Annotated in this window: 12 protein-coding genes; 6 read left to right on the top strand and 6 right to left on the bottom strand. The window is 60.4% G+C overall.

Annotated features, from left to right (window positions below; translation table 11 throughout):
* Positions 1 to 54: 54 nt before the first annotated feature.
* The 3 genes from FHX76_RS04070 to FHX76_RS16645 form a co-directional block, all read right to left on the bottom strand.
* On the bottom strand, positions 55 to 915 hold the full coding sequence (locus FHX76_RS04070; RefSeq protein WP_167148164.1) for an RNA polymerase sigma factor: 861 nt from the start codon (positions 913 to 915) through the stop codon (positions 55 to 57).
* A gap of 349 nt (positions 916 to 1264) precedes the next feature.
* Positions 1265 to 2737, bottom strand: a complete 1473-nt coding sequence (locus FHX76_RS04075) for a sigma-70 family RNA polymerase sigma factor (RefSeq protein WP_167148166.1) — start codon at positions 2735 to 2737, stop codon at positions 1265 to 1267.
* Positions 2734 to 7587, bottom strand: a complete 4854-nt coding sequence (locus tag FHX76_RS16645) for an Ig-like domain-containing protein (RefSeq protein WP_167148168.1) — start codon at positions 7585 to 7587, stop codon at positions 2734 to 2736. Before FHX76_RS16645 ends, FHX76_RS04075 begins: the two co-directional genes overlap by 4 nt.
* Positions 7588 to 8289: 702 nt before the next feature.
* On the opposite strand from FHX76_RS16645, the gene FHX76_RS04085 reads away from it, so the two are divergent.
* Both FHX76_RS04085 and FHX76_RS04090 read left to right on the top strand, forming a co-directional pair.
* Complete coding sequence (locus FHX76_RS04085; protein WP_167148170.1) at positions 8290 to 9498, top strand: hypothetical protein; 1209 nt, start codon at positions 8290 to 8292, stop codon at positions 9496 to 9498.
* Positions 9499 to 9711: 213 nt separating this feature from the next.
* Positions 9712 to 10959, top strand: a complete 1248-nt coding sequence (locus tag FHX76_RS04090) for an amidohydrolase (protein WP_167148172.1) — start codon at positions 9712 to 9714, stop codon at positions 10957 to 10959.
* A 137-nt stretch (positions 10960 to 11096) separates the two neighbouring features.
* Here the strand turns inward: FHX76_RS04090 and FHX76_RS04095 are convergent, their stop codons facing one another.
* Positions 11097 to 12491: a DUF2510 domain-containing protein gene (locus FHX76_RS04095; protein WP_167148174.1), complete on the bottom strand. Its 1395-nt coding sequence runs from the start codon at positions 12489 to 12491 to the stop codon at positions 11097 to 11099.
* Between the two features lie 150 nt (positions 12492 to 12641).
* Between FHX76_RS04095 and FHX76_RS04100 the strand changes: the two genes are divergently transcribed.
* The gene (locus FHX76_RS04100) at positions 12642 to 12797 is read left to right on the top strand and encodes a hypothetical protein (protein ID WP_167148176.1); all 156 of its coding nucleotides are present in this window, start codon (positions 12642 to 12644) and stop codon (positions 12795 to 12797) included.
* Here FHX76_RS04100 and FHX76_RS04105 read toward each other — a convergent pair.
* Both FHX76_RS04105 and FHX76_RS04110 read right to left on the bottom strand, forming a co-directional pair.
* Positions 12794 to 14284: an amino acid permease gene (locus FHX76_RS04105; protein WP_167148178.1), complete on the bottom strand. Its 1491-nt coding sequence runs from the start codon at positions 14282 to 14284 to the stop codon at positions 12794 to 12796. The two genes, FHX76_RS04100 and FHX76_RS04105, sit on opposite strands and share 4 nt — an antisense overlap.
* A gap of 316 nt (positions 14285 to 14600) precedes the next feature.
* Positions 14601 to 16250, bottom strand: a complete 1650-nt coding sequence (locus FHX76_RS04110) for a DUF11 domain-containing protein (protein ID WP_208402432.1) — start codon at positions 16248 to 16250, stop codon at positions 14601 to 14603.
* A 599-nt stretch (positions 16251 to 16849) separates the two neighbouring features.
* On the opposite strand from FHX76_RS04110, the gene FHX76_RS04115 reads away from it, so the two are divergent.
* The 3 genes from FHX76_RS04115 to FHX76_RS04125 all read left to right on the top strand — a co-directional run bounded on the left by FHX76_RS04115 (position 16850) and on the right by FHX76_RS04125 (position 20734).
* On the top strand, positions 16850 to 17299 hold the full coding sequence (locus FHX76_RS04115) for a hypothetical protein (protein ID WP_167148180.1): 450 nt from the start codon (positions 16850 to 16852) through the stop codon (positions 17297 to 17299).
* Between the two features lie 15 nt (positions 17300 to 17314).
* Positions 17315 to 18022 carry an ankyrin repeat domain-containing protein gene (locus FHX76_RS04120; RefSeq protein ID WP_167148182.1) on the top strand — a complete coding sequence of 236 codons (708 nt, stop codon included), beginning with the start codon at positions 17315 to 17317 and terminating at the stop codon, positions 18020 to 18022.
* 318 nt (positions 18023 to 18340) lie between these two features.
* On the top strand, positions 18341 to 20734 hold the full coding sequence (locus tag FHX76_RS04125) for a DUF5979 domain-containing protein (RefSeq protein WP_167148184.1): 2394 nt from the start codon (positions 18341 to 18343) through the stop codon (positions 20732 to 20734).
* The last annotated feature ends 258 nt before the right edge of the window (positions 20735 to 20992 follow it).

Consider the following 20992-nt stretch of genomic DNA (forward strand, 5'->3'; position numbering starts at 1 on the left):
GTGGCGGCCCCAAGCGACGGCAGGCATGGCTAACCGCCGTCTGCCCTGCCCGCCTCAGGAATCGATGAAAGCGACCTCACTATGCCCCATCGCTGGAAGGCCCAAGAACCGATGCTTGACCGAGGCCAACTCGGCGGCCGTTGTGAGGCAGGGAGGACAGTCGTCAAGATGCCGCGTCGTTTCGGGGGAGGGATCGGTCTCCCCCGCAAGGTCTGAGACATAGGCAGCACAGCTGCGTGCTGTTTCGTCGCCGGCGATGACCGCAAGATAGTGAAGGCGAAAGGCCTTTCGCGCCCGCGAGTGCAGCGTACCAACGGCATTCGGCGATATTCCAAGCGACTCGGCTGCTTCTGCGAGTGAAAGCGCCTGCACGTCCCGAAGCCATACGACGGTTTGCCAACGAGCAGGCAGGCGATGAAACGCCTCAACAACCCAGGCCTCTGCCACGCCCTCGCTCCGCTGCTCTGAGGCGAGCTCCGCGCAGAACTCAAGCGTATCGGCCTCAACGTTGACGGTGTGCCGAAGAGACATCCCGTGCCGGATCGCGACCGTTTTCATCGCCGAGACAAGGTACCACCACACCGATACGGTCGGGCCCTTCCCATTTGTGATCGCCTGAATCATCCGGATAAAAGCCTCTGCGACAATGTCCTCTGCCGAAAGTCGGGCCGATGCGTACCGGGCGGCATAGTGAAGGGCAATCGGATGCAGCTGCCGAAACAAACGCTCAAGCGCCGTCGCATCTCCGCCTCGAAATTCGTCGATCAACTGCCCATCCCGAGCGTCACGTTCGGCACCGGTCAGCGGTTCTCCGATGCCCTGTATTGGTGTTGTGGAAACGGTTCGCTGAATGGGCATAATCGCGGCGAGACACTGAGCTTTCATAGGAAGAACGTTGGACTTTCTGAAGGACATTCACGGAGTTTTGGGCAGGCTTGCGCCTCCGAGCATCCTGCGCCGCACAGTCAAGCTGTGATGCGCGCTCGGAACAGTCGCCAGAAGACATCCCGTTACGCAGCCTCCGCTCGACAAACAGCCGAGAAATGGGCGCGCAGGAATCACCGCGTCGATGAAGGGTTCCCTCCAAAACGCGGCACAGTCACGCGAAGAACGAGCAGATCGCCACAGTCAATCCCCTACGTGGCGTCGCAGTCCCCCAGAACAGCATTCGCGTGCTTGCGTCTTATTTATAGCCTATAGATAGCTGCATCATCGCTCGTTGACGGCCGGAAGCTTGGCACCATTTAACCCCTCGATTCACCCCTCAGCCTTCTCTGGACACATCCTCAACCCGCAGCGGCACGGAAAATGCCGTGGCATCGGTCACGTCCGTCTCGATCACGATCGTGTATGTCGAGGCCTGCGCGGCCTGGGCCAGCCTCGTTGACGAGTTGTGATCAAGAACACCACGGGAGCCGTTGGGCCGAAGCACGTCGACGAGGCACGCACCCCCACCAACACTCTGCTGCTCAAAGTAGGCCATCCGGCTGCCAGCACTCGGCTCAAAAAAGATTTGACAGACGCCGCCGGCGGCAGGCACTTCGATAAGAGGGGTGCGGCTGGCCGCACCGCCGTCGCCGGGTGCCATCGCGTTCGTGGCCTCGGTGAGCGGTCCCTCATCGGCGATGCCGCGATTGCCACCGCCGACGTCCACCGCTGTTGGCTGTTCGGATGAACTTGGTTTCAGGGCCTCGCGCGAGGTCTGCGCGGTTGATTGACCGGGATCAGTTGACGCCTGTCCCATGCTTGAGACCAACATGAGCGTGCCGGCCACCGCTGCGATTCCGATGAGCCCGGTCGCCGCACCGATCAACGATTTGCCGGTGAGCAGCGCTCCGGCGCCAGCGGTGAGCGGCGACTCCACGATGAGGCTGGCCGCAGCATCCGCTCCAAACGGTGAGACGGCCCAGGGATGCTCAAAAAACAGTCCGGGCGCAACCATCGTGAGCGCACCAGCAAAGCGGCCCCGGATAGTCCTGAGGTCTTCCTGTTTTGAGCGGCACGAGGTGCAGCCGGAAAGGTGCTCGGTGACCTCGCGAGGCAGCGCCGCTTCCGACTCATCACGGGCAAGTTCCCTGACAAAGCGAAGGCACGACTCTCGCATCTCATCAGCCGCTATCGCGCTGAGATATTCGAGCCGAAATCCCGTTCTCGCCCGCGAATGGAGCGCGCCAACGGCGTTGGCGGTAATTCCGAGGGTGGCAGCGGTCTCGGCAAGCGAGAATCCTTCGACGTCGCGGCACCACACGACCGTCTGCCAACGCGAAGGCAGGCGGTTGAATGCCTCAACAACGCAGGTCTCCGCGACGCCGTCCGACCGCTCAACGACCGTTTCGTCTGCGAGCAACTCAAGCGTTTCTGCCTCAACGTTCACCGTGCGCTGCAGTGACGGCGCGTGCTTGATGGCAACCGATTTCATCGCAGTGACCAGGTACCACCACAGCGAAACGGTTGGGCCGTTTCCATTTCTGATGGCCTGGATCACCCGAAAAAATGCTTCAGAGACGATGTCGTCAGCCGGCAGTTGAGCGGTTGCATATCTCGCCGCATGTTGCAGCGCGTAGGGCTGGTGCAGCGAGAAGAGCGTCTCCATCGCTTCATCGTCACCGTTACGGAAGGCCTCGATGAGCGCCGCGTCCCGCAGATCCCGCGCGGCACCGGTTGTCGTAGCGGCGCGTGTCTGGTCGCCGCCAGAAGGCGGTTGGCTCAACGCCCCGCTGCTCGTTGGGTCGCTCACGCTTGTCTCGAACTCCCCAGCGCCGGTTGACGGCGCGAACGAGCGGATGCGAACAGCCAGAGGGCAAAGCCTGCTGCGAGACACAGCGCTCCGAGCGACCACACCGCAGATCCGGTTCCCGTCAACGCGAGGCCTGAGTCAGTGGCTGCCGTCTCAGGCGTTCCGGGCATCCCGCCATTTCCGTTGTTGCCTTCCGCCGAGCCGGTTCCACCGCCGCCTGCGCCCTCGTGAGGCTCAACGCCGTTGCCACCCTCTTCTGGGGCCTTCGCGGCAACGATCGTAAAGGTATAGGTCACTTCCCCCGTTTGTCCGAAGGCGTCAACGAGCCGAACGGTAAAGTTATCGTCACCGATAAAGCCAGCTTCTGGGGTATAGGTGAGCTCCCCAGCAAGGATGCTCGCCGTCCCGTGAACGGGCTTGGTAACAACGGCGTCCTTGCTCAGGCCCTGGATATCGGTCCCCGTCGCTTCGCCGACCGGGTCAAACGTTACCGATTCGACGTCGCTCGACAGGTCAAGATGCACGTCCTTTCCGACGGGCGGCCGGATGACGGTCAGGGTCAACGTTGCCGTTGCTTCGTCCCCGTGCCCATCGGCTGCCGTGTACTCAAGAGTCTCGATGTAGCTGAGCTCATCAACGGCCCATTCGCGATCGGGAGAAGGAGTAAACTTCAGGCCGTCCGCGGTGACCTCAATCGTCCCTTCGGTTTCGGCACCGTCTATGACCTGCGCGCGAAGCAGGACCAGGCCGTCACCAGCGTCGTTTGCCAACACATCGATAGCGGTTGGTGAGATCCACGGCACCGTTGCACGGTCGTTGGTCAGTTGCAGGGCAGCGTAGACCGTCACGGTGAAGGCCTGTGTCGTTGCCTGGCCAAGGTCGTCCGTGTACGTAATTTCAAAGGAGTAGTCGCCAGGCGCCGCGTTCCCAGGAACGAAGCTGACGGTTCCGTCGTCTTCCATCGTGACGGTTCCAGCAGATGGTCGTTTGCTGACCGTACGGTCGTCGTCAGACACCACTCCAGGATTCAACAGTTGTGGGGTGAAGACGGCTTCGCCGCCCGATGCAATCACCTGGCCTGCGTCAACAGTCACAACCGGTGCCCGCTGCACCGTTACAACGATGCTGGCCGTTGACACTTGACCAAACTCATCGCTGATGGTGTACGCAACGGTGTCAACAAAGGTTGCTTCGCCGTCGGCCCACACGTGCAGGGACTCGACCGAGACCTTGTCGCCATCTTCGCTGACGCGCACGTCACTCGTTGACACTATGTCACCGTCGAAGGTGATCGTATGGCCGGTGTCGTTTGCCAGCGCATCCAGAGCGGTCTTTCCCGACTGACCAATCGTGATGGTGTCGTCGACCGCAACCGGCGCGGCATAAATCGTCAGCGTGACCACCGTTGTTGCGGTCAGGCCGGCCGAATCCGTCACCGAGTAGGTAACGGTGTCTTCGTAGCTCGTTTGTCCGTCAAACGCAGCGGGCCAGTCGGCGGCAGACGCATAGGTGAGCTTTCCGTCGGCCGTTATCGAAGCCGTGCCGAAGGTTGGTTCCCCTCCGGCTTGGATGCTTGAGAAGGTCTGCGGCGCCGGGGCGGCGGCCGTCACCCATGAGTCGTTGGTCTTCACATCAACAACCGTGGATGCTCCCGCCGAGGTGCTGCCGGTATCCGGCTTCAGAGCCAGCGGCGCGAGCTGCTCTTGGAACAGTATCCTCGCATCGTCAACCACATCGCCAACGCCAAACGTGATTGGATGTGACAGCACAAGCGACCAGCCCCGTGCATCCTTCACCGAGGCAACGTAGTCGCCCGCGGCAATGACCCCAAAGTCGAAGGATCCGTTGGACCCGATATTGGTGGTGTACGTCTCGTTGGCGCTCGTAATGGTCAACGTCTTACTGCCTGCTGGCCAGGCCACATCCGCTGGCGAGAATCCACCGTCAAAGTCGAGGTCTCGCCACACCGAACCGGCAAGCGAACCAGCGGATGATGCCAGCGTGACCTCGGCTGCGCCAACTATGCGCTTGACAGAGTTTTGGTCGCCGTCAACCGCTGCGGTCTTGCCGTAAAAATCGTTCTTGAGCTGACCGCCAATAGCCAGCCCCTTGAGGGCGACCGTGATGGTGGCAGAGCCAGAGAACCCCGATTCGATTGGCTTCTCCGTCACGAACCTCAGCGCGGTTGCGGATGACGGGACCGTGCCCGTTTTCCAGGTGATTCCGCTGTGCCCGTCGCTATTTTCGGGTTGCAAAAGCGCCGCAGCGATGTCTTCAGGGGCGTCGTCTGAATACTCGATGGAAACGTTGCCCATCACGCTCGTATTGGCCGTGGAGGATACGGCCTTGATCACGGTGAACCCCTCAGCGGGCAACCCGCTGCTGCCACGGGCGTCACCGTTGTACGGCAGCACGTCAACAAACGTGCCGACTCCAACTTTGTCTGAGGTGCCGTTCGACCAGTTGATCGTGTAGCTGAATTCTTCGTCTGGCGATACGAGTCCAGCCTCACGAGTATTCGCGGATTTGCCACCCTGGAACGAGGCCACGCCCTGCACGGTAATGGCCGCGGTTTCGGTGCGGTCTTGGCTGAGCGCGGTCACCGCGATGTTTCCCCATCCTGCGTAGCTCCCCTGCGTCTTGTCTGCGTCCGAGCTCGCGACAACGGTCGCGGTATGGACTCCGCCGGACGGGCTGAGCGGTGAATAGGTGACGGGAATCGTGAACGAAGGCAGCTGCGTAGCGTGGCCGTGATATTCACCGGGTCCGACGGTTCCAGCAGGCGCGCTCACATCACCAAAGGCGAACACAACCTTGGCGGCGGCGCCGTCATCTGCCGTGCAAGCGATGCCATCGGCGCCGTGGTTTCCTGGCGTGTGCGATTCGTAGCCCGGAAGCGTTTTCACCACATCCCACACTGGCTCAGCGCACGTGGAATCCAGCGCAACGGAGACCTTCATATTTGTTGCTTCCGTCGCTGCGCTTCCGCCGACCGGTCCAACGACCGTGGGGGTAATGGTGAGGTTCTTGATACTTCCGGGTTCTGTCGAGGCTGCGTCCCAGCTTGCTTTGGTGCGGACAAGCGCGTTCGCGACGCGGATGTTTCCGCCGGTCTCGCTGATGGTTGTTGTCCCGTTGTAGGTTGACGCCACTCGCGGCGTCTCGTCAGAGCCAAACTGCCAGTACCACGGAATCAACGAGTCGGCGGTTGCGCTCAGCGAATCGGCGCTCAGCGGCCTGGCCAACGGATTGGCAAGACCTAACGTGCTGTTCACCGGCAACGGTTTGAGGTAGGTCAGGTGAACGGCAGAAACGGAGGCAAGCCCACCGGGAAGCGCAGCCGGATTGGTCACCCAATCGAGTGTTGCCGGATCAAAATTCTTGCGTTCGGCATCGTTGGCAAAGGCGTGATCCGTGTACTTGAGCACATAATCGGTTTTTGGAACAACCGTTCCCGTGATTTGGTGGAAGATGTGGGTCTGCCCACTTGTCAGGTTCAGGCGCACCTCTGGCGTCGTTGTGAGTTGGAGCTTCGCCGGGTCCCAGGCCGAGACGCCCCAGGCGTTCATGGCCGGTGCTCCGGCGGTTTGGTCGTTACGGACGCTCGACAGGGCAAAAAACTTCTGGCCTGGCACAACAAACTCGCGTCCGTTGGTCCACCCGTGGTCATCACCGTAGATGTAGACGTAGTATCCGGCCATTGCCCCGTTGGTTCCGCCAAACACCAGCGGACGGTCAGTTCGAGTGATCGATTGGCCATAACACGATGTCTGCAGGCCGATTGCTGTGCCGGAGCACGCCGCGCCCGCCTCAAATCCTGGAGCGACTCCCGTTCCGAAGTTTGATTGCCCGCTCGTCGACAGCGGGTCAAAGTTCCGAAACTGTCCAACAAGCAGCGTTGGCACGTTCACGGGGATGGATTCGTACGGAGTCCAGATGTACACATACAGCGTTGCGACGTCGCGAAAGTCGGTGGGGGTACCCGCGTTGTATTTTGCCTTGAGAAAGTCTGTCCGCTGCCCGCTCACTGAGACGGTCACTGGCGTTCCCGGCCCGCCTGGTTGCGACACCGAGGCAGAGCCCTGGAGGTCAGGCTGCACGAGCGGAACAACTGCGTTCGGCGGAACCGAAAGCTCAAAACTCAACGGGTCGGAAAGCGCTTCATAGCCCTTGAAGTTGCCGGCCGGCGGCACGGTTGCGCCGAGGTGCACCGTGATCTGTTGGCGTGCACCCTCGGTTCCTTGGTGCACAAACGGCATAGTAAGCCCATTTGTGTACGAGCGAAACTCGGTCTTTGGTATGGCAGAGACCCGTATTTCGGGGGCCACCGTTTGCACGGAACCGGACGTCACCGTCGGCGCGAGAATCTGATCGTGACCTGCGCTGCCAACCCAGGCTCGAACTTTGAACGACTCAGCAAGCGTGTCGGTTGTCCGGTTACACGTCCAGGTTCGGTTTGCGTTTGTGAGCGAACCGCCGCCGACTCCGTTGCACACGGTGGATGCCGTTGCCGTAGCGTCCCATTCCATCCCGGCCGGCAGGGTCGAGGTATACGAGACATCCCCGACGGTGGCGAACGATGAAGCAATCAGGTATTCAACCTGGTCATTTGAGCGCACAACGCCGTTGTTGGCTCCGGAGTCGTGACCGGAAATGTTGTCTGTGTCGAACGGGCCGGTGCCGTCAAAGCTGATCGAGACACCGAGGTCGCTGACAAGCCCCTGCGCCGCATTGGCATCCTGCACTCCGCCGAACGTGGTGACACCAACGACGGCAAGTGTTGCGATAAACGCAGCCGATACTCGCCACCGTCCGCTGCTGACGGCACGCCTTGATTCCTTCTGAAACACAAAAATCCCCTATGTTGCCTGATCGGATGCCGGCGCAGAGCGCATGCGGCGATCGATCGTTTTGTTGGTCACAGGTTAAAGACCCAGGCGGACTCGCAAATCATTCGGCGGCCACGAAACTTTCTTAAAGATTTTTCGAACGCGCCAAAATCCGCAAAAAGACGCTCAATTTCACTACAAAAACCACCTAACCCTCAGTACGCAATGCAGTCGCGCGCGGAAGTATAGCGCGTAAACAGAAAAGAAAACCTTGGGTATCGTTACCATGCAACACAACCTCGATGGCCTTGTTCAGCCGTCGGGCACTTAGGGGAAAACGGGAGGTGACACACATGTACCGATGGATCAATGACGCAATGCACGGCCTCCTTTGGGGCTGGTTCAACCTGGGACGCTAACTCATTCCTCGCGATTGAGTAGTTCCTGAGGGCGTTCCCGGTACACATACCGGGAACGCCCTTCTTTGGGGGCCCCAATTGCTCTCACGGCTGACTGCCTCGACCGTCAAGACGGAGGAACTGGCACTCCAACCAGGTATTTATCTGCACGCTCAACGTCAGGGCCCCTCCGAACACGATGAGAGTCGCAGCGGTCCACAGTCGTCGGCTTACCGCAATTCATGACATAGCGTCCGTTTTTGCACTACATTGCAACTACACGGTCGTCAGCAGCGGTCGAGCAGCTACTGTCAAGGAGAACACGATGAACCCAGTCGTCGCATTTGTTGTGGTCATGCTTGTCTGGACAATCAGTGAGTTTGTCGCGAGAAAAACACGATCACTCCTTTCGAGCCTGTTTGTGGCATCCCTCATTTTTTTGGTCGGATTCCTGACCGGACTCTTTCCGGAAGATCTCCTGGCAAGCTCGTCGCTCCTCGCGCTTGCCGGCGTCGTAGTTGGGTTCATCATCGTTCACCTCGGCACCATGATCAGCCTCGACGATTTTAAGAAACAGTGGCGCACACTCCTCATCGGCATCGCTACCGTCGTTGGTATCGGCGTCTTACTCCTCGTTGCAGGGTTGTTGTTCGGTCCGGACGCGCGAGTTGATGAGTATGGCGAGCTCATCGCAAACGGTCGCGATTTTGTGATCGCGGGTACCGGCGCACTCTCAGGCGGAACCATATCGGTTCTCCTCATCCAGGAATCCGCGCTGGGTGTTGGCCTCACCGCAATCGCGATCTTTCCGGTGCTCATCGCCGCGATTCAGGGACTTATCGGGTTCCCACTCACCTCAATCATCCTTCGCCGCGAAGCAACCCGCCTCAAGGGAGAGTACCGTGCTGGCACCCTTGCACCAGCGGCAAAGGCGGTAGAAGAGCAGAAGGAAACCGGGAGGCTCCCCGCGTTCTTACAGAACACGCCAGGCACGCTGTTCATCGTCGGAGTTGTGGTGCTGGCCGCAATCGGACTCAACAACCTCACCGACGGCACGCTCAACACGTTCGTGATGGCACTCCTGTTTGGCATCATTCTGCGCACGACGAAGGTGTTCAAGCCGTCGGTGTTGGCGGGAACCGATTCGCTTGGTCTCATGATGCTCGCAATCCTTATCCTCGTGTTTGGCCCGCTCGCAACGGTCGACCTTGCCGACCTCCTTGCGCTCTGGAAGCCGCTGCTCCTCGCCTTCATCTTTGGTATCGCCGGAATTGTCCTGTTCTCCGCGGTCACGGGAAAACTGCTTGGCTACAGCATCCCCATGTCGATCGCCATTGGGCTCACCTCGCTCTACGGATTCCCAGGCACCATGATCCTCTCGCAAGAAGCGGCTAAAGGGGCCGGAGAGACGCCGGAAGAGGTCGCCGCGATCGAGGGCGTCATCCTGCCAAAGATGATCGTCGCCGGATTCTCGACGGTCACCATTACGTCGGTCATCGTTACCGGGATCATCGCTTCGGGTATCGGAACGTAAGCACCGGTCGCTGCGCCAACAGCGATACAGCGCTCGCTCGTGACCACGAGTGTCCGTGATCCAACCCAAATTGGTGGTGCCGAGATCGGTTCGGCGGCACTCGCTGACTTCCGACCGAATACTCGGCGGGATTGGCACCCACGGCGTCGCCGGACAAACGCTCAGACCGGACTAGCATTGAGTAACCCAATCTGAACGTCAGAGGAGACTCCCATGGCAATTGACATCGAACAATTCGCGGCGATATACCGGGACCTCCACGAGCACCCAGAGCTGAGTTTTGCCGAGACCCGGACCGCGGCCATTGTTGCGGCCGAACTGCGTGCGTATGGATTCGAGGTCACCGCTGGCGTCGGACGCACAGGCGTTGTTGGAATCCTGAACCGTGGCAGCGGCCCAACGGTGCTCATGCGCGCCGACATGGACGCACTCCCCGTGCGCGAAGAGACGGGGCTCCCCTACGCGAGCGTGGCCACGAGCACAAATAGTGACGGCAAAGTTGTCCCCGTCATGCACGCCTGTGGGCACGACATGCACGTCACCGCGTTACTGGGTGCGCTCCAAACGCTCGCTGCGCAGGACGATTGGAGCGGCCGCATCCTTGCCGTCTTCCAGCCAGCCGAAGAGCAGGGGGCGGGCGCACGGGCAATGATCGACGACGGCCTCTTTGACCGATTTGGCACCCCGGATGTGGTTATCGGACAGCACGTTGCGCCCCTGCCGGCCGGTGCCCTCGGGCTGAGAGTCGGTCCGGCTTTTGCCACGTCGGATGCCCTCAAAATCACGTTGTTCGGCCGCGGCGGACACGGATCTCGCCCCGAAACAACGGTAGACCCGATTGTGCTCGCCGCGTCGGTGGTACTTCGGCTCCAGACCATCGTGTCTCGGGAAATCGCTGGCACCGACACTGCCGTCGTGACGGTCGGCGCGTTCCATGCCGGTGACGCCCCAAACATCATTCCCGATTCCGCGGTCCTCAATCTCAGCATCAGGACGTTTCACGATGGCGTCCGCACTCGGGTGCTCGACGCAATCAGCCGAATCGTTCGAGGCGAGGCAGCCACCGCCGGTGCCGATCGCGAGCCCCTGATCGAATCCACGCATTCGTTTCCGGCCGTCGTAAACGATGAGGCCGCCTCTGCGCGAGTGCGAGCGGCCTTCACCAATAAGATGAGCGGCTTGACCATCGTCGATCCGGGCATGGTCACGGGCAGCGAAGACGTCGGCATCTTTGCGGTTGAGTCTGGAGCTCCTTGCGTGTACTGGCTGCTCGGCGGGGCTGACCCACAGCAGTTTGCCGGGCTCACCTCGTTGGCCGACATCGTCGAAAAGGTGGCGGAACTTCCATCGAATCATTCGCCGCTGTTCGCTCCAGTGATCTCGCCGACGATTGAGATCGGGGTCGCGGCGCTGACCACTGCGGCACGCGAGTGGTTGGTTCACACAGAACCAGCGGACTAGGCGCCGAGCCAGGCATCACATCCCATCACACCGCGCCGCCCGCCGCCGGACTTACCTCGGATGGCCAGCGTGCGAGTGCCCTCAAATCGACCCAGAAGAGCGATTGAGGGTCGATTTGGGGGCACTCGTTGCACGTTTTAGCTGCAACGACCTTCGCTCAGGGCCAGAGCTGCCTCATCGCTCGCCGTGCTCCGTGCGTATTCCGGCGGCTTGGTTGACTCGTCGATATCCGAGCCAAGGATGAGGTCGGCATACGAACTTGTCACCGCTTCGACCGATCCCCCCGCGATCGGAGGCCGCGTTGTTCCGCAGATATCGAAAATCCGCCGGTGGGCTAGCTCGTGCTTGAGAATATTGATGTATTCCAAATCGGCGTACATCGCCGGATACGCGCCGTGGGCAGTATTCACAAACACGCGGTCTGGAACGACGGGGCAGAACGACGCGAGCACCCAGGTGGTGTCTCCTCGCAGGCAATAGTCTCCGCCCTTTGCGTAGTCATAGTCGATCACCATCCCGAACTCGGCGTAGAGTTCGTCGGCGGCAGCCAGGTATGTACCATCAGCGCCCAATTGCGGCACAAAGTCTCGAGCGAACTGCTCGGCATCCTTCATCGAGGTCTGTGTTTCCGGTTCCAAGGAGGTCCCAGCATCGGTGCTCGTGCCGTCGGGCCTTGTCACGCCCGGCAGCGGGGAGAGATCGCTGCCCGCAAGAAATTCCGATTCGAGCAGATCAACGCGCTCCACGATTCCGGCGATCAGGTCGTCCAACTCCTGGGCATCGGTGCTCGATTTTGAGCGGAGAAACTGTACCGAGATGTATTGCGTGTTGATGGTCCAGATGAACTCCTCAACGTAGGCTTCGCCTCGTGCCACCCCGTTGGGGGCGAGCTGCGCCATCGTGCCCTCAAGCTGCGCGTCGGTGTAGAGGTCCTGTATCTCGGTAACGTGCTCAAGCATCGCGGGGAAGCTCGGTCGCTCTTCGAAGACGTAGTGACCGTCGGCAACGGCAATCCCGTCGGCGTAGTCTTTGGTCTCGTCAGCGAGGCGTCCGATGACGGCCTGAACCCCAACGCAGGCTGCCACGATGCCAAGCATCAGCACCCCAAGAAGCACCAGAGAGACAATAAGACAACCACGGCCGTTTCCTCGACGTGGCCCCTGCTGCCCATGCTGATATCCCGGTCCCGGCCCCTGTTGCCCGTACTGATACGCAGGCCCGGCCGGATACGATTGCCCGGCCGGATGCGGCGCAAACTGCGGAACAGGGCCGCGTGCGTCGGTTGACTGGGGCATGGGATACTGCGGCGGATGGTTGGCGGGAGTTCCCTGCGGAGCCCCGTGCGAAGCGCCCTGTGAAGCCAGGTGAGGGGCGCCCTGCGGAACGCCTTGCTGCCCCATGTACGGAGCCAGGTGCGGCGGGAGCCAGGTGCGGCCATCCCAATACCTCAGCTGACCTGGCGCACCTGGAATCGTGTACCAACCAGGGGGCATCGGATACCGGCCAGGTGGCGTCGGGGGGATGTACGACACTGCAAAAGCTCCAAATCTGAGTCACATGTTGTGATCCCAGCGTACCGGTGGTTGCAGTTGGCGGCTGCGTCGATGACGGGCGAGCAGCCAGTTCCCGTATCCCCAGCGCCGAGGTGTGGAGCGCCGAGGTGTGGAGCGCCGAGGCAGCCCGTGACACCACCAACGCTCGACGGCTCAGCGGGGGCACAGACCCGCGGCAGAGCGGATGCGCAGACCGGCCAGGCATCCGCCCAGCCGACCGACCATCCATCGATCCTGCAGATCAGCGGCGGTCTGCCAGTGCCGCGTTACCTCCACACCCGCTAGTGCTCGGTAATCGCCGTTCCAACGGCCTCGTCTTCCAAGATTTCGGGGAGGTTTTCGGTGTCCTTCCGCTTTGCAAGCCCCCGACGAACCAGAGGCCAGCAGACAACCAGCACAACCGTCGCGATCAGGCTTGTCCATACCTGGGTGCGGCCGGTTTCTGAAAACATCATGATGACAAAGACTCCGGCGATCGCCGCGATCAGCAGGATGTTCAACCACGGGTGGAGCCACATCTTGAGCTTGAGCTTGGAGACTTCTTCAGGGGTCATCTTCATCCGGAGGCGCATCTGTGAGAGCGCGATAAAGACGTACACAAACAGCGCGACCAGGCCGGCAGAGTTCATGATGAACTCAAACACGCCTGATCCCGGTGCCGCAAAGTTCACGATGGTTGCCACGACGCCACCAACCGTCGAGGCGAGGAGGGCCATAACCGGAATACCGTTTTTCGCCTTCTTTGCAACGATTTTTGGAGCGAATCCCTGCTCTGCAAGGGCAGCAAACATACGCGACGCCGAATACAGCCCCGAGTTCAGCACGGAAATCACCGCGGTGAAGATGATGAGCTGCATAATCATGGCAGCGCCGGGGAGTCCGAACAGCGTAAAGACGTGCGTGAACGGGGCCTCCGCTACGGTTCTGGGTTCTGGCAGTTCATCCCACGGCACGATGACGGCGATGATGGTGACCGCTCCAACAAAGAAGAGCAGGATTCGCCAGATGATGGTGTTCGTCGCCTGGCGGATTCCCTTGTCTGGGTCTTCCGACTCCGCGGAAGCCATTACGGCGATCTCGGTTCCGAAGTAGGAAAAAATCACGAGGGCAACACCGGTGACAACAGCGCCGAATCCGTTGGGGGCAAACCCGCCGTGCTCCCACAGGTTGGGGATCGAGTAGGTCGAGTTTGGCCACAGACCAAAGGCGAAGAGCAGGCCGGCACCAAGGAAGACAATGATTGCAAGCACCTTGACGCTCGCAAGCCAAAACTCAACCTCGCCGAAGGTCCGTACCGAGATCAGGTTGGTGATCACAAAGATTGCCAACAATCCGAGCGAACCCACCCATGACGGCACCGCGGGGAACCAGCTGTGCAGGGTCTCTCCCCCAAGCACGGCTTCGTAGGCCAGCACACCCACCCAGAAGTACCAGTACAGCCAGCCGACGAGGTATGCCGCCCAGTTGCCAAGCCCAACTCGCGCGTACTCCATAAACGAGCCGATGGATGGCCGCGCTGCCGCCATTTCGCCGAGCATCCGCATCGCGAGGAATACGAGCAGCCCACCGATGAGGTACGACAGAATGGCGGCTGGTCCAACCGAGCGGATGACGTTACCCGAGCCAACAAACAGGCTCGCACCGATAATCCCGCCAAGGGTGATCATGGTGACGTGCCTCGAACGCAGCTTTTTTGGCTGCCGAAGCGAAAGGCCAACGGAGGTTTCGGGAGAAACGGGATCGTTGAATGAAGTGGATGATGCGTCGCGCATGTCAGATTGAACCTTCTGCCGGTAGCTCAGCACCGGCAATGGTGAAAGCAAAACATCGGCGTGATGAGACGGGGGGGGTAGAGGTTGGAAGCTCCTCAGCGAGTATAGGACGGGTTTTGCGGCAAACCGTTCTAAAAAACCAAAACCGTTCGCCTCGACCGCGAAGATTCCGGTTCTGTCTCATTTCTCAATCAATACCAACCCAACCTCAGCTGAGCATGCTTATTTCCGCTTCAGCTGCCGAACAAAAATGTCGGCGGTACCGGGCAGTCGGAAAGATCCTATTCGTTGGCTGCATGTCAACGGCCGTGTCGAGTTACGCGATGTCCTGTCGGCGTCGCGCAACAGAAAAACTGAGTACGCCGAGAAGCAACAACGAAGCTGCCACCGGTAATCCGCGGTCGCCGCTCCCTGTGTGAGCCAACTCGCTCACCGGCAACCCCGCCGAGCCGCTCCCCGCCACGTCATCCGCGGCTGGACTGGTCTGATCGTCAACCACCTGCGTGAGAGCACACGAGGACGAGCTATCGGCCTCACAGACGTGGTCAACCGTTACGACTGCAACCCCAGGCCCATCTACAGACGCTGAGTTGAGAACGCGATCACCTGACAGGAGGTCTGCCGCAAGAGTGCCATGGACATGAACTGCGCGGGACTCGCCTGGTGCCAAGTCCATAGTCCACGTGGCTTGACCACCGGAGACCGCTCCCCCGTCCTCCGCTACCGCGTCTCTCAGATTAGTGGGAAGCACATCAGTCACGGTAACCCCGGAATGAGGGGTTTCTCCGGTATTTGTTACGGTGATGGTGTAGTTCACGCTGCCTCCGGCCGGCGCTGTCGCCTGGTCAACCGATTTATCGATATTGAGCGAACTCGACTTGATGAGCCCGCACTGCGCGGCATCCCCTCTTGCCATCGTCTGCACATCTGTAATTTTCCGAGCGACTAAGGGGACCCCCGTGGCGGTCCCGCTCGCGCTGATCGCAGCGCCACGGTTAATGGCCCAAATTACTCCAGAGTCGGTGAAAGCGTACATGTTGCCTGCGGAGTCGAAGTAGGAACCGATGACTCCAGTAATCTGGTCAAACCCTGTTCCCACGCCGTAATTCGTGTAGACACCTGTAAATTTATCGATTGCCCCAAGCGTTCGGGGAGCATTCCCAATCTTGGCAAGTGTCCATAGCGAGTTGCTGCCAGGAAGTGCCGAGAAGTCTGCAATATCATCGCTCTGAACGCTTACCTGAGACATTGACACTTCAGTGAGAGAACCGTCAGCGTTGATGCGCAACCCGAAGAGGACACCAGACCTCGTTTTGGCCCAGTAGATGCCGTTTTCATCAACGTCACCGGCAATGATATCGCTGTCGGCGGGGAACGATCCCTTGTCCTTGTTCGAGGGCTGGCGAGGGACCATATCCTGACCTAGGACCGTCATCTGCTCGGCCGTTCCGTCAAGCGAGACTCGATAGATTCCACCCTTCACAGCGGCGTCATTGAGTCTCGTCACTCCATAGAGGTATCCGTCCTGCACGTTGTACCCGACGGCGTTGAGTTCGTAGCCGGTGCCAACTGTATTCAGGATAGAGCCAGTTGCGGGGTCGATGATGTTGAGGCTTGCGTCGGTTTCAAACACGAGCAACGCTTGCCCCTCACAAGGCACGACCGCGGTCAACTCTGCATCAGCGCTCATTCCCTGTGAGGCGTCGAGGGCTGACGTCTGGGTTGGTTCGTCGGCATCGCCCAAAGTGGCTGGTAGAGAGCTAGGAGTTGATGTTTCACTTCTGTCAACCGTGTTTGGCAGAGCAACATCCTCTGAGTCAAAGTCGGTTGGCGGTGTTTCCGATTCCCCTGGAATAACCCCGTCCTCGATAGCCGGAGCAGCGGGTGTCACTGGCACCTCAGCATCGTCTGCAATTGCGGCACTCGACGTACCAGCAACCGTCACACCCAGGATTACCGCGGTCAATACTGCTGCAGTTTTGGCCTGAGCCTGACGCCTAAATTCGGAAGGTTGTCGTTTCACGGGAGAGTTACTTTCATTGTGGTTATGGTCTCATTCGGTCAGCTGTCAGTAGTTATAGAGAAAAAATGGCGCTTCTCCTTACGGAACATGGAGACTCCTGTTTCGGCCTGACCGCCGTTATTGGGTCGGTCAAGCTGAGCTGAGAACAATTTCAGACCCGACCAAATACCAAGGATCGAGGAGAAAGCATCCGGCTGGTAGCATCCCAACCGATTCATCTGAGGTGCGCTGGCAGGCCCTCAGGGGTGGCCTCGGCGTAATAATTTTGTGCGCAGCCACTCGAAATTGACTTCTCAAATGACGAGGCAAGACCCCATCGGGCAGCTGAGCTCCCCGCGAGAGGTGAGCTCCGTACCTCGGGCGTTATGTTCAATGCTCACGGGACAGGCCGACAGCACAGCAGTGCTCTAGCCGCTGGCCCATGCTCTGTCCTCATCGACCATAACAAGCTTCTCCCGTCGGTTGGGCGGCACAGCCAAGCGGTGACCGATGGATGCCGCTCCGCGCGTACACTGAATACGAGCGACACAAGGGAAAGCGATATGCGCAAGTTCTGGCGAGGCAAGTCACCGGCACGGCCGGCGTCGCAGCAGGCGCCTGCGCCAGAGCATCCCCCGCTCCCAACGACCGGACGCGTGCAATATGAGGACAGCGGCGAAGTTGTGCCGCACGACTGGCCAGCGGATGACGGTCTCAACTTCGTCGCGGTCGTGCGCAAGTATGGGGTGCATTATTCGCTGACCGAGGCTCAGTGGGAGCAACTGGGTTCCATCTATCAGGCCCTGCCTGGTTCGGTGACGCACGACCAGGGTTATCCCTGCTGGTTTGGTGAGGTTGACTCCCCGACCGGATGGCTTGATGTTTCCGTCGAACCGTCCGGCCTGTTGGTGAGCGGTCGCCTCCCGATTAGTCAGTGGCTTGCGTGGGATAGCGCGTTTCGGGACGCGCTCGACGGCACTGATTTCCCCCGCATCGACTACGGCTATGAATAGGGTGAGCTGGTCATCATGAAAACGCTGTTTCTCGCTATCCGCGCTGGCGACTTCGACAAGGTCGAATCACTTCTTGACCGGAAGCCGGAGTTGGTGGGGGCGATTGCTTCTCCCCCACCCAAAAAGGACACCGGCCAACAACCGCTTGGCGTTGCCATCAAGACGAGGCATCTCGCCATTGCCCAGCTCCTGCTTGACCGCGGCGCAGACGTCAATTTTATCGAGGCCGAGGGGGTCGAGGGGCGGATGCCCGTCATCATCGACGCAATCGATGCGTGTGTTGCCACCGTCGTTGGGCCAGCTGCCAACGAAGAGCGGGCCGCTTCGAACCTGGCCTTCCTCCGCACGATGATTGACGCAGGCGCCGTCGTCACCAGAGCGCATCCGGACACGGGAAACCCGCTGTTGGTCAGCGCGTTTCGGACCGTTAACTATTGGGCAACCGGGCCGTGCGACCAGGCACAGCTCGACAGGCTTTCCGCCGTTTTCCGGGTCCTCATCGAGGCAGGCGCCGACCCAGACGAACCCTTTGAATGGGTTGATGTGATGGCCGCCACGAAGGAGCGAATCCCGAGAGGCACCGTGACCCCGCGCGAGGCCCTCACCAAGTATTACAGACAGTCGTTTGGCGAGCTCATGTTGCAAATGCTGGCGATGGCGGAGGCCGAGGCGCCCCGCCGCACCACGTCAAGACTTGGGCTGTTCCGCCGAGCAACGCGCTAAGGGGTAGCGCGGGAAGGCCGAGCCTCCTGTGCATGATCGGGCATCACCTGCCCGGGCCGCGAGGGTTGTGCAGCAACCCGCCGCCACGATGTGCTGCGCTTGCACCATGGTTATCTTCAGTTTCTCGTCAGGAAACGCACAGGCTTATCGCCGTAAGACGCCGACCACAAGAGTGTCTTTAACACACGTTCGGCAGCTCGATTAGGGGATGTTGCCACCAACGGAGGGTCAGGGGCTACCTTTCTGTCTCCGCCAACCGGTGCGCGGCTCTGCCACCAATCGACGCACTTCATTCTGACGAAAGAAACCATTCACCACATGAACACCACTCCAACAACCGGCGAAGCGCCACCGCGCAGGGCCGGCTTCGCCGCAGCACTCAGAGCCGGGGCTGCTGCCCTCGCCGCAGCTGTGATTCTTCCGCTGCTCCCAATGGCCGCTGCCCCCGCAGCGCAGGCCGCAGAAAATCCAGGCATTACATTCAGCAATGTCACGATTACCGAGGGTTCGCGCCCGCTCACGGCAGACGGATTTCTGCCGGCATCAAACTCGATCGGCATCCAGACCTGGAACCCGGGAGCGGTTGCCGGCTCTGCCGGCCAGTACGTCATGTTTGGCTTTGACGTTGCCATCCCTGACGACGCGCAGCCAGGTGAATCGTTTTCGCTCATACTCCCCGAGTTCTGGCAGGCGCGCGGCGGCTCGAGTCTTGCCCCGCTCACGGATGACGACGGTAACGTCATTGCCACCCCAAAGATCTCGGTGGTTAACGGCCAGGTCAAAGTAACCTTTACGCTCACAAACTTCGTCACGAGTCGAGTTGGTATTCAGGGCCAGTACTCGTTTATGGCGCAGGAAGTCGCTAGCCCAGCGCGCCAAGAGGGCGACCTCGTCGGCGATGTTCTGACCGGAACCGGAGCGGTGCTCGGAACGCTGAAGACGCGCATCCCATCCGCGGCCTGGAGCGCTTCCGCTCTGTCGATGTCGTGGACGGGAAACGCAACAACGCCAACGGGAGGGGTCGAGTTCCGATCGTTACCCTCATTTGATGGCACAAGTGACGTTGACGTAACCGTCTACGCGGGTGCCGGCTACATCTTCGATTGCGATGCGCTCACGAACCAGGACCCAACGGTTGCAACAGGAATTGGGCTCGTTGACATCGGCTCCGTTCGCAACTCGCTGCCAACCGAAGAGTGGCTGCTCGACCCGAGCAAGTACACCCTCGCCTGTGACGGCGGATCCTTCACGCTTCACATGCCAGCATCGTCTTGGACCAGCGCGGACGCAAGCACTGGCCAGGTCCTTCGTATACTCACCACACGCATCCCAACCGATGACAGCTGGCTCACTGACGGCGCGGTCTTTGCCTACGCCGACCTCACGCAGAACGGCGCAGTATCCGAACTCAACGGTCGAGTGACCCCGCCGGGGTCCTCTGGCTCAGGCACGTCAAGCCAGCTGCCACCCGGCGCGTTTGAGACGCTCATGTTCCAAGACCTCGACGGAAACAACGTCTACGATGCGGGCACCGATGTGCTGCTTCCCGGCATCACCGTCAGGATCACCGGCACGACGAAGGCCGGAGTTGCGGTTGACACAACCGTGACAAGCGATGATCAGGGACGGGTGCGCGTGACCCTTCGCGAGGGAGACTACACCGCAACCATCGAGAATCCGCCAGCAGGCCTGGCACAGGTGACGCCCAATATTGGTGACGACGAGTTCGACTCCGACTTCGACAACGGCCAGGCGACGTTCACTATCACGTCGCGCACGACCACTGCCCGCGACGGAGGCTTTGCTACTCCCGTCATTGCGTTGGATACGTTTACCGTCGAAAAGGTGCTGGCCGGAGACGCGTCAGACTGGATCGATCCAGCAACCGAGTTCACCATCGACTACAGCTACCCCGCCGGAGTTGACTATCCGGCTGGCACCGGTTCCATTGTTATCGCGGCGGACGGAAAGCCAGTTGAGTCCAAGCAAATTCCCGTTGGCGCGATCGTTACACTGACAGAGCAGACACCAGCGGCAGTCTCCGGCGCGGTGTGGGGAACACCTCTGTTCTCAACCGCGCAGGTTACAGTTGGCGTTGATACCAAGGTGACCGTCACAAACCAGATTGACCAGGCGTTTGGACAGATCTCGGTCCAGAAGATCGTCTCTGGCAACGCGGCAGATTTGGTGCCGGGCTCGACCGCCTTTACCGTGAAATACAGCTACCCCGCAACGGCTCATTACCCAAGCGGTGGCGGCGATCTCACGATCCTGGCCGACGGCTCCCTCGCGACCTCCGAGCTTCTTCCCGCGGATGCCGTGGTCTCCATTATCGAAGAAACACCGGTGGAGATTGATGGGCTCGAATGGACGGGTGTTTCATACTCGTCAGCCACGACTACCGTTGCGGCTAACGGCGTCCTGGCATTGACCGTGACCAACGAGGCGACGCTGGAAGACGTTGTCAAGCCACACGATCCCTCGACCGAGATTCCCGCTCCATCGGCGCCAACGACTCCCCCGGCCCAGACGCCAGCAGAGGGCACGGTGACTCCGGCGCCGAGCGCGGCCAACACCGCAACAGCCGCGCCGGCGACGGCACTCGCGCTCACTGGCACGTCGAACGCCTGGGGCATCGGGCTGCTCGTGGCGACCCTGCTGCTCGGCGGCGCGCTCCGTGTTGCTGCGCGTCGTCGCGCGTTGAGGAACTAAGCACACGAGCATTCTCGTGAGAACTGGCCCGTTGAGCATTTTTTGCTCAGCGGGCTTTTTCGTATTCACGGCGAAGCGCACTCCGCACGCTCAAATCACCCTCGCATCATTGCTCCCTCGTTGCGTGATCTCAGCAGCGTCTTGCTGAGTTCGGTGGACTCGCATCGTGACCGAGCCGATGAGCCGGATACTCATCGGAATCTGGTCAGGCCTCGGATTCATCACGATCCTACGACGGCATCGGAGTTGGAATCTAGG

It is taken from the genome of Lysinibacter cavernae (assembly GCF_011758565.1).
In the GTDB taxonomy this organism is placed as follows: domain Bacteria; phylum Actinomycetota; class Actinomycetes; order Actinomycetales; family Microbacteriaceae; genus Lysinibacter; species Lysinibacter cavernae.

What these genes read in the sequence shown, in the direction of transcription:
- FHX76_RS04070 (WP_167148164.1), bottom strand. Translation starts at nt 915, where the DNA reads ATGTCCTTCAGAAAGTCCAACGTTCTTCCTATGAAAGCTCAGTGTCTC.
- FHX76_RS04085 (WP_167148170.1), top strand. Translation starts at nt 8,290, where the DNA reads ATGAACCCAGTCGTCGCATTTGTTGTGGTCATGCTTGTCTGGACAATC.
- FHX76_RS04090 (WP_167148172.1), top strand. Translation starts at nt 9,712, where the DNA reads ATGGCAATTGACATCGAACAATTCGCGGCGATATACCGGGACCTCCAC.
- FHX76_RS04105 (WP_167148178.1), bottom strand. Translation starts at nt 14,284, where the DNA reads ATGCGCGACGCATCATCCACTTCATTCAACGATCCCGTTTCTCCCGAA.
- FHX76_RS04115 (WP_167148180.1), top strand. Translation starts at nt 16,850, where the DNA reads ATGCGCAAGTTCTGGCGAGGCAAGTCACCGGCACGGCCGGCGTCGCAG.
- FHX76_RS04120 (WP_167148182.1), top strand. Translation starts at nt 17,315, where the DNA reads ATGAAAACGCTGTTTCTCGCTATCCGCGCTGGCGACTTCGACAAGGTC.
- FHX76_RS04125 (WP_167148184.1), top strand. Translation starts at nt 18,341, where the DNA reads ATGAACACCACTCCAACAACCGGCGAAGCGCCACCGCGCAGGGCCGGC.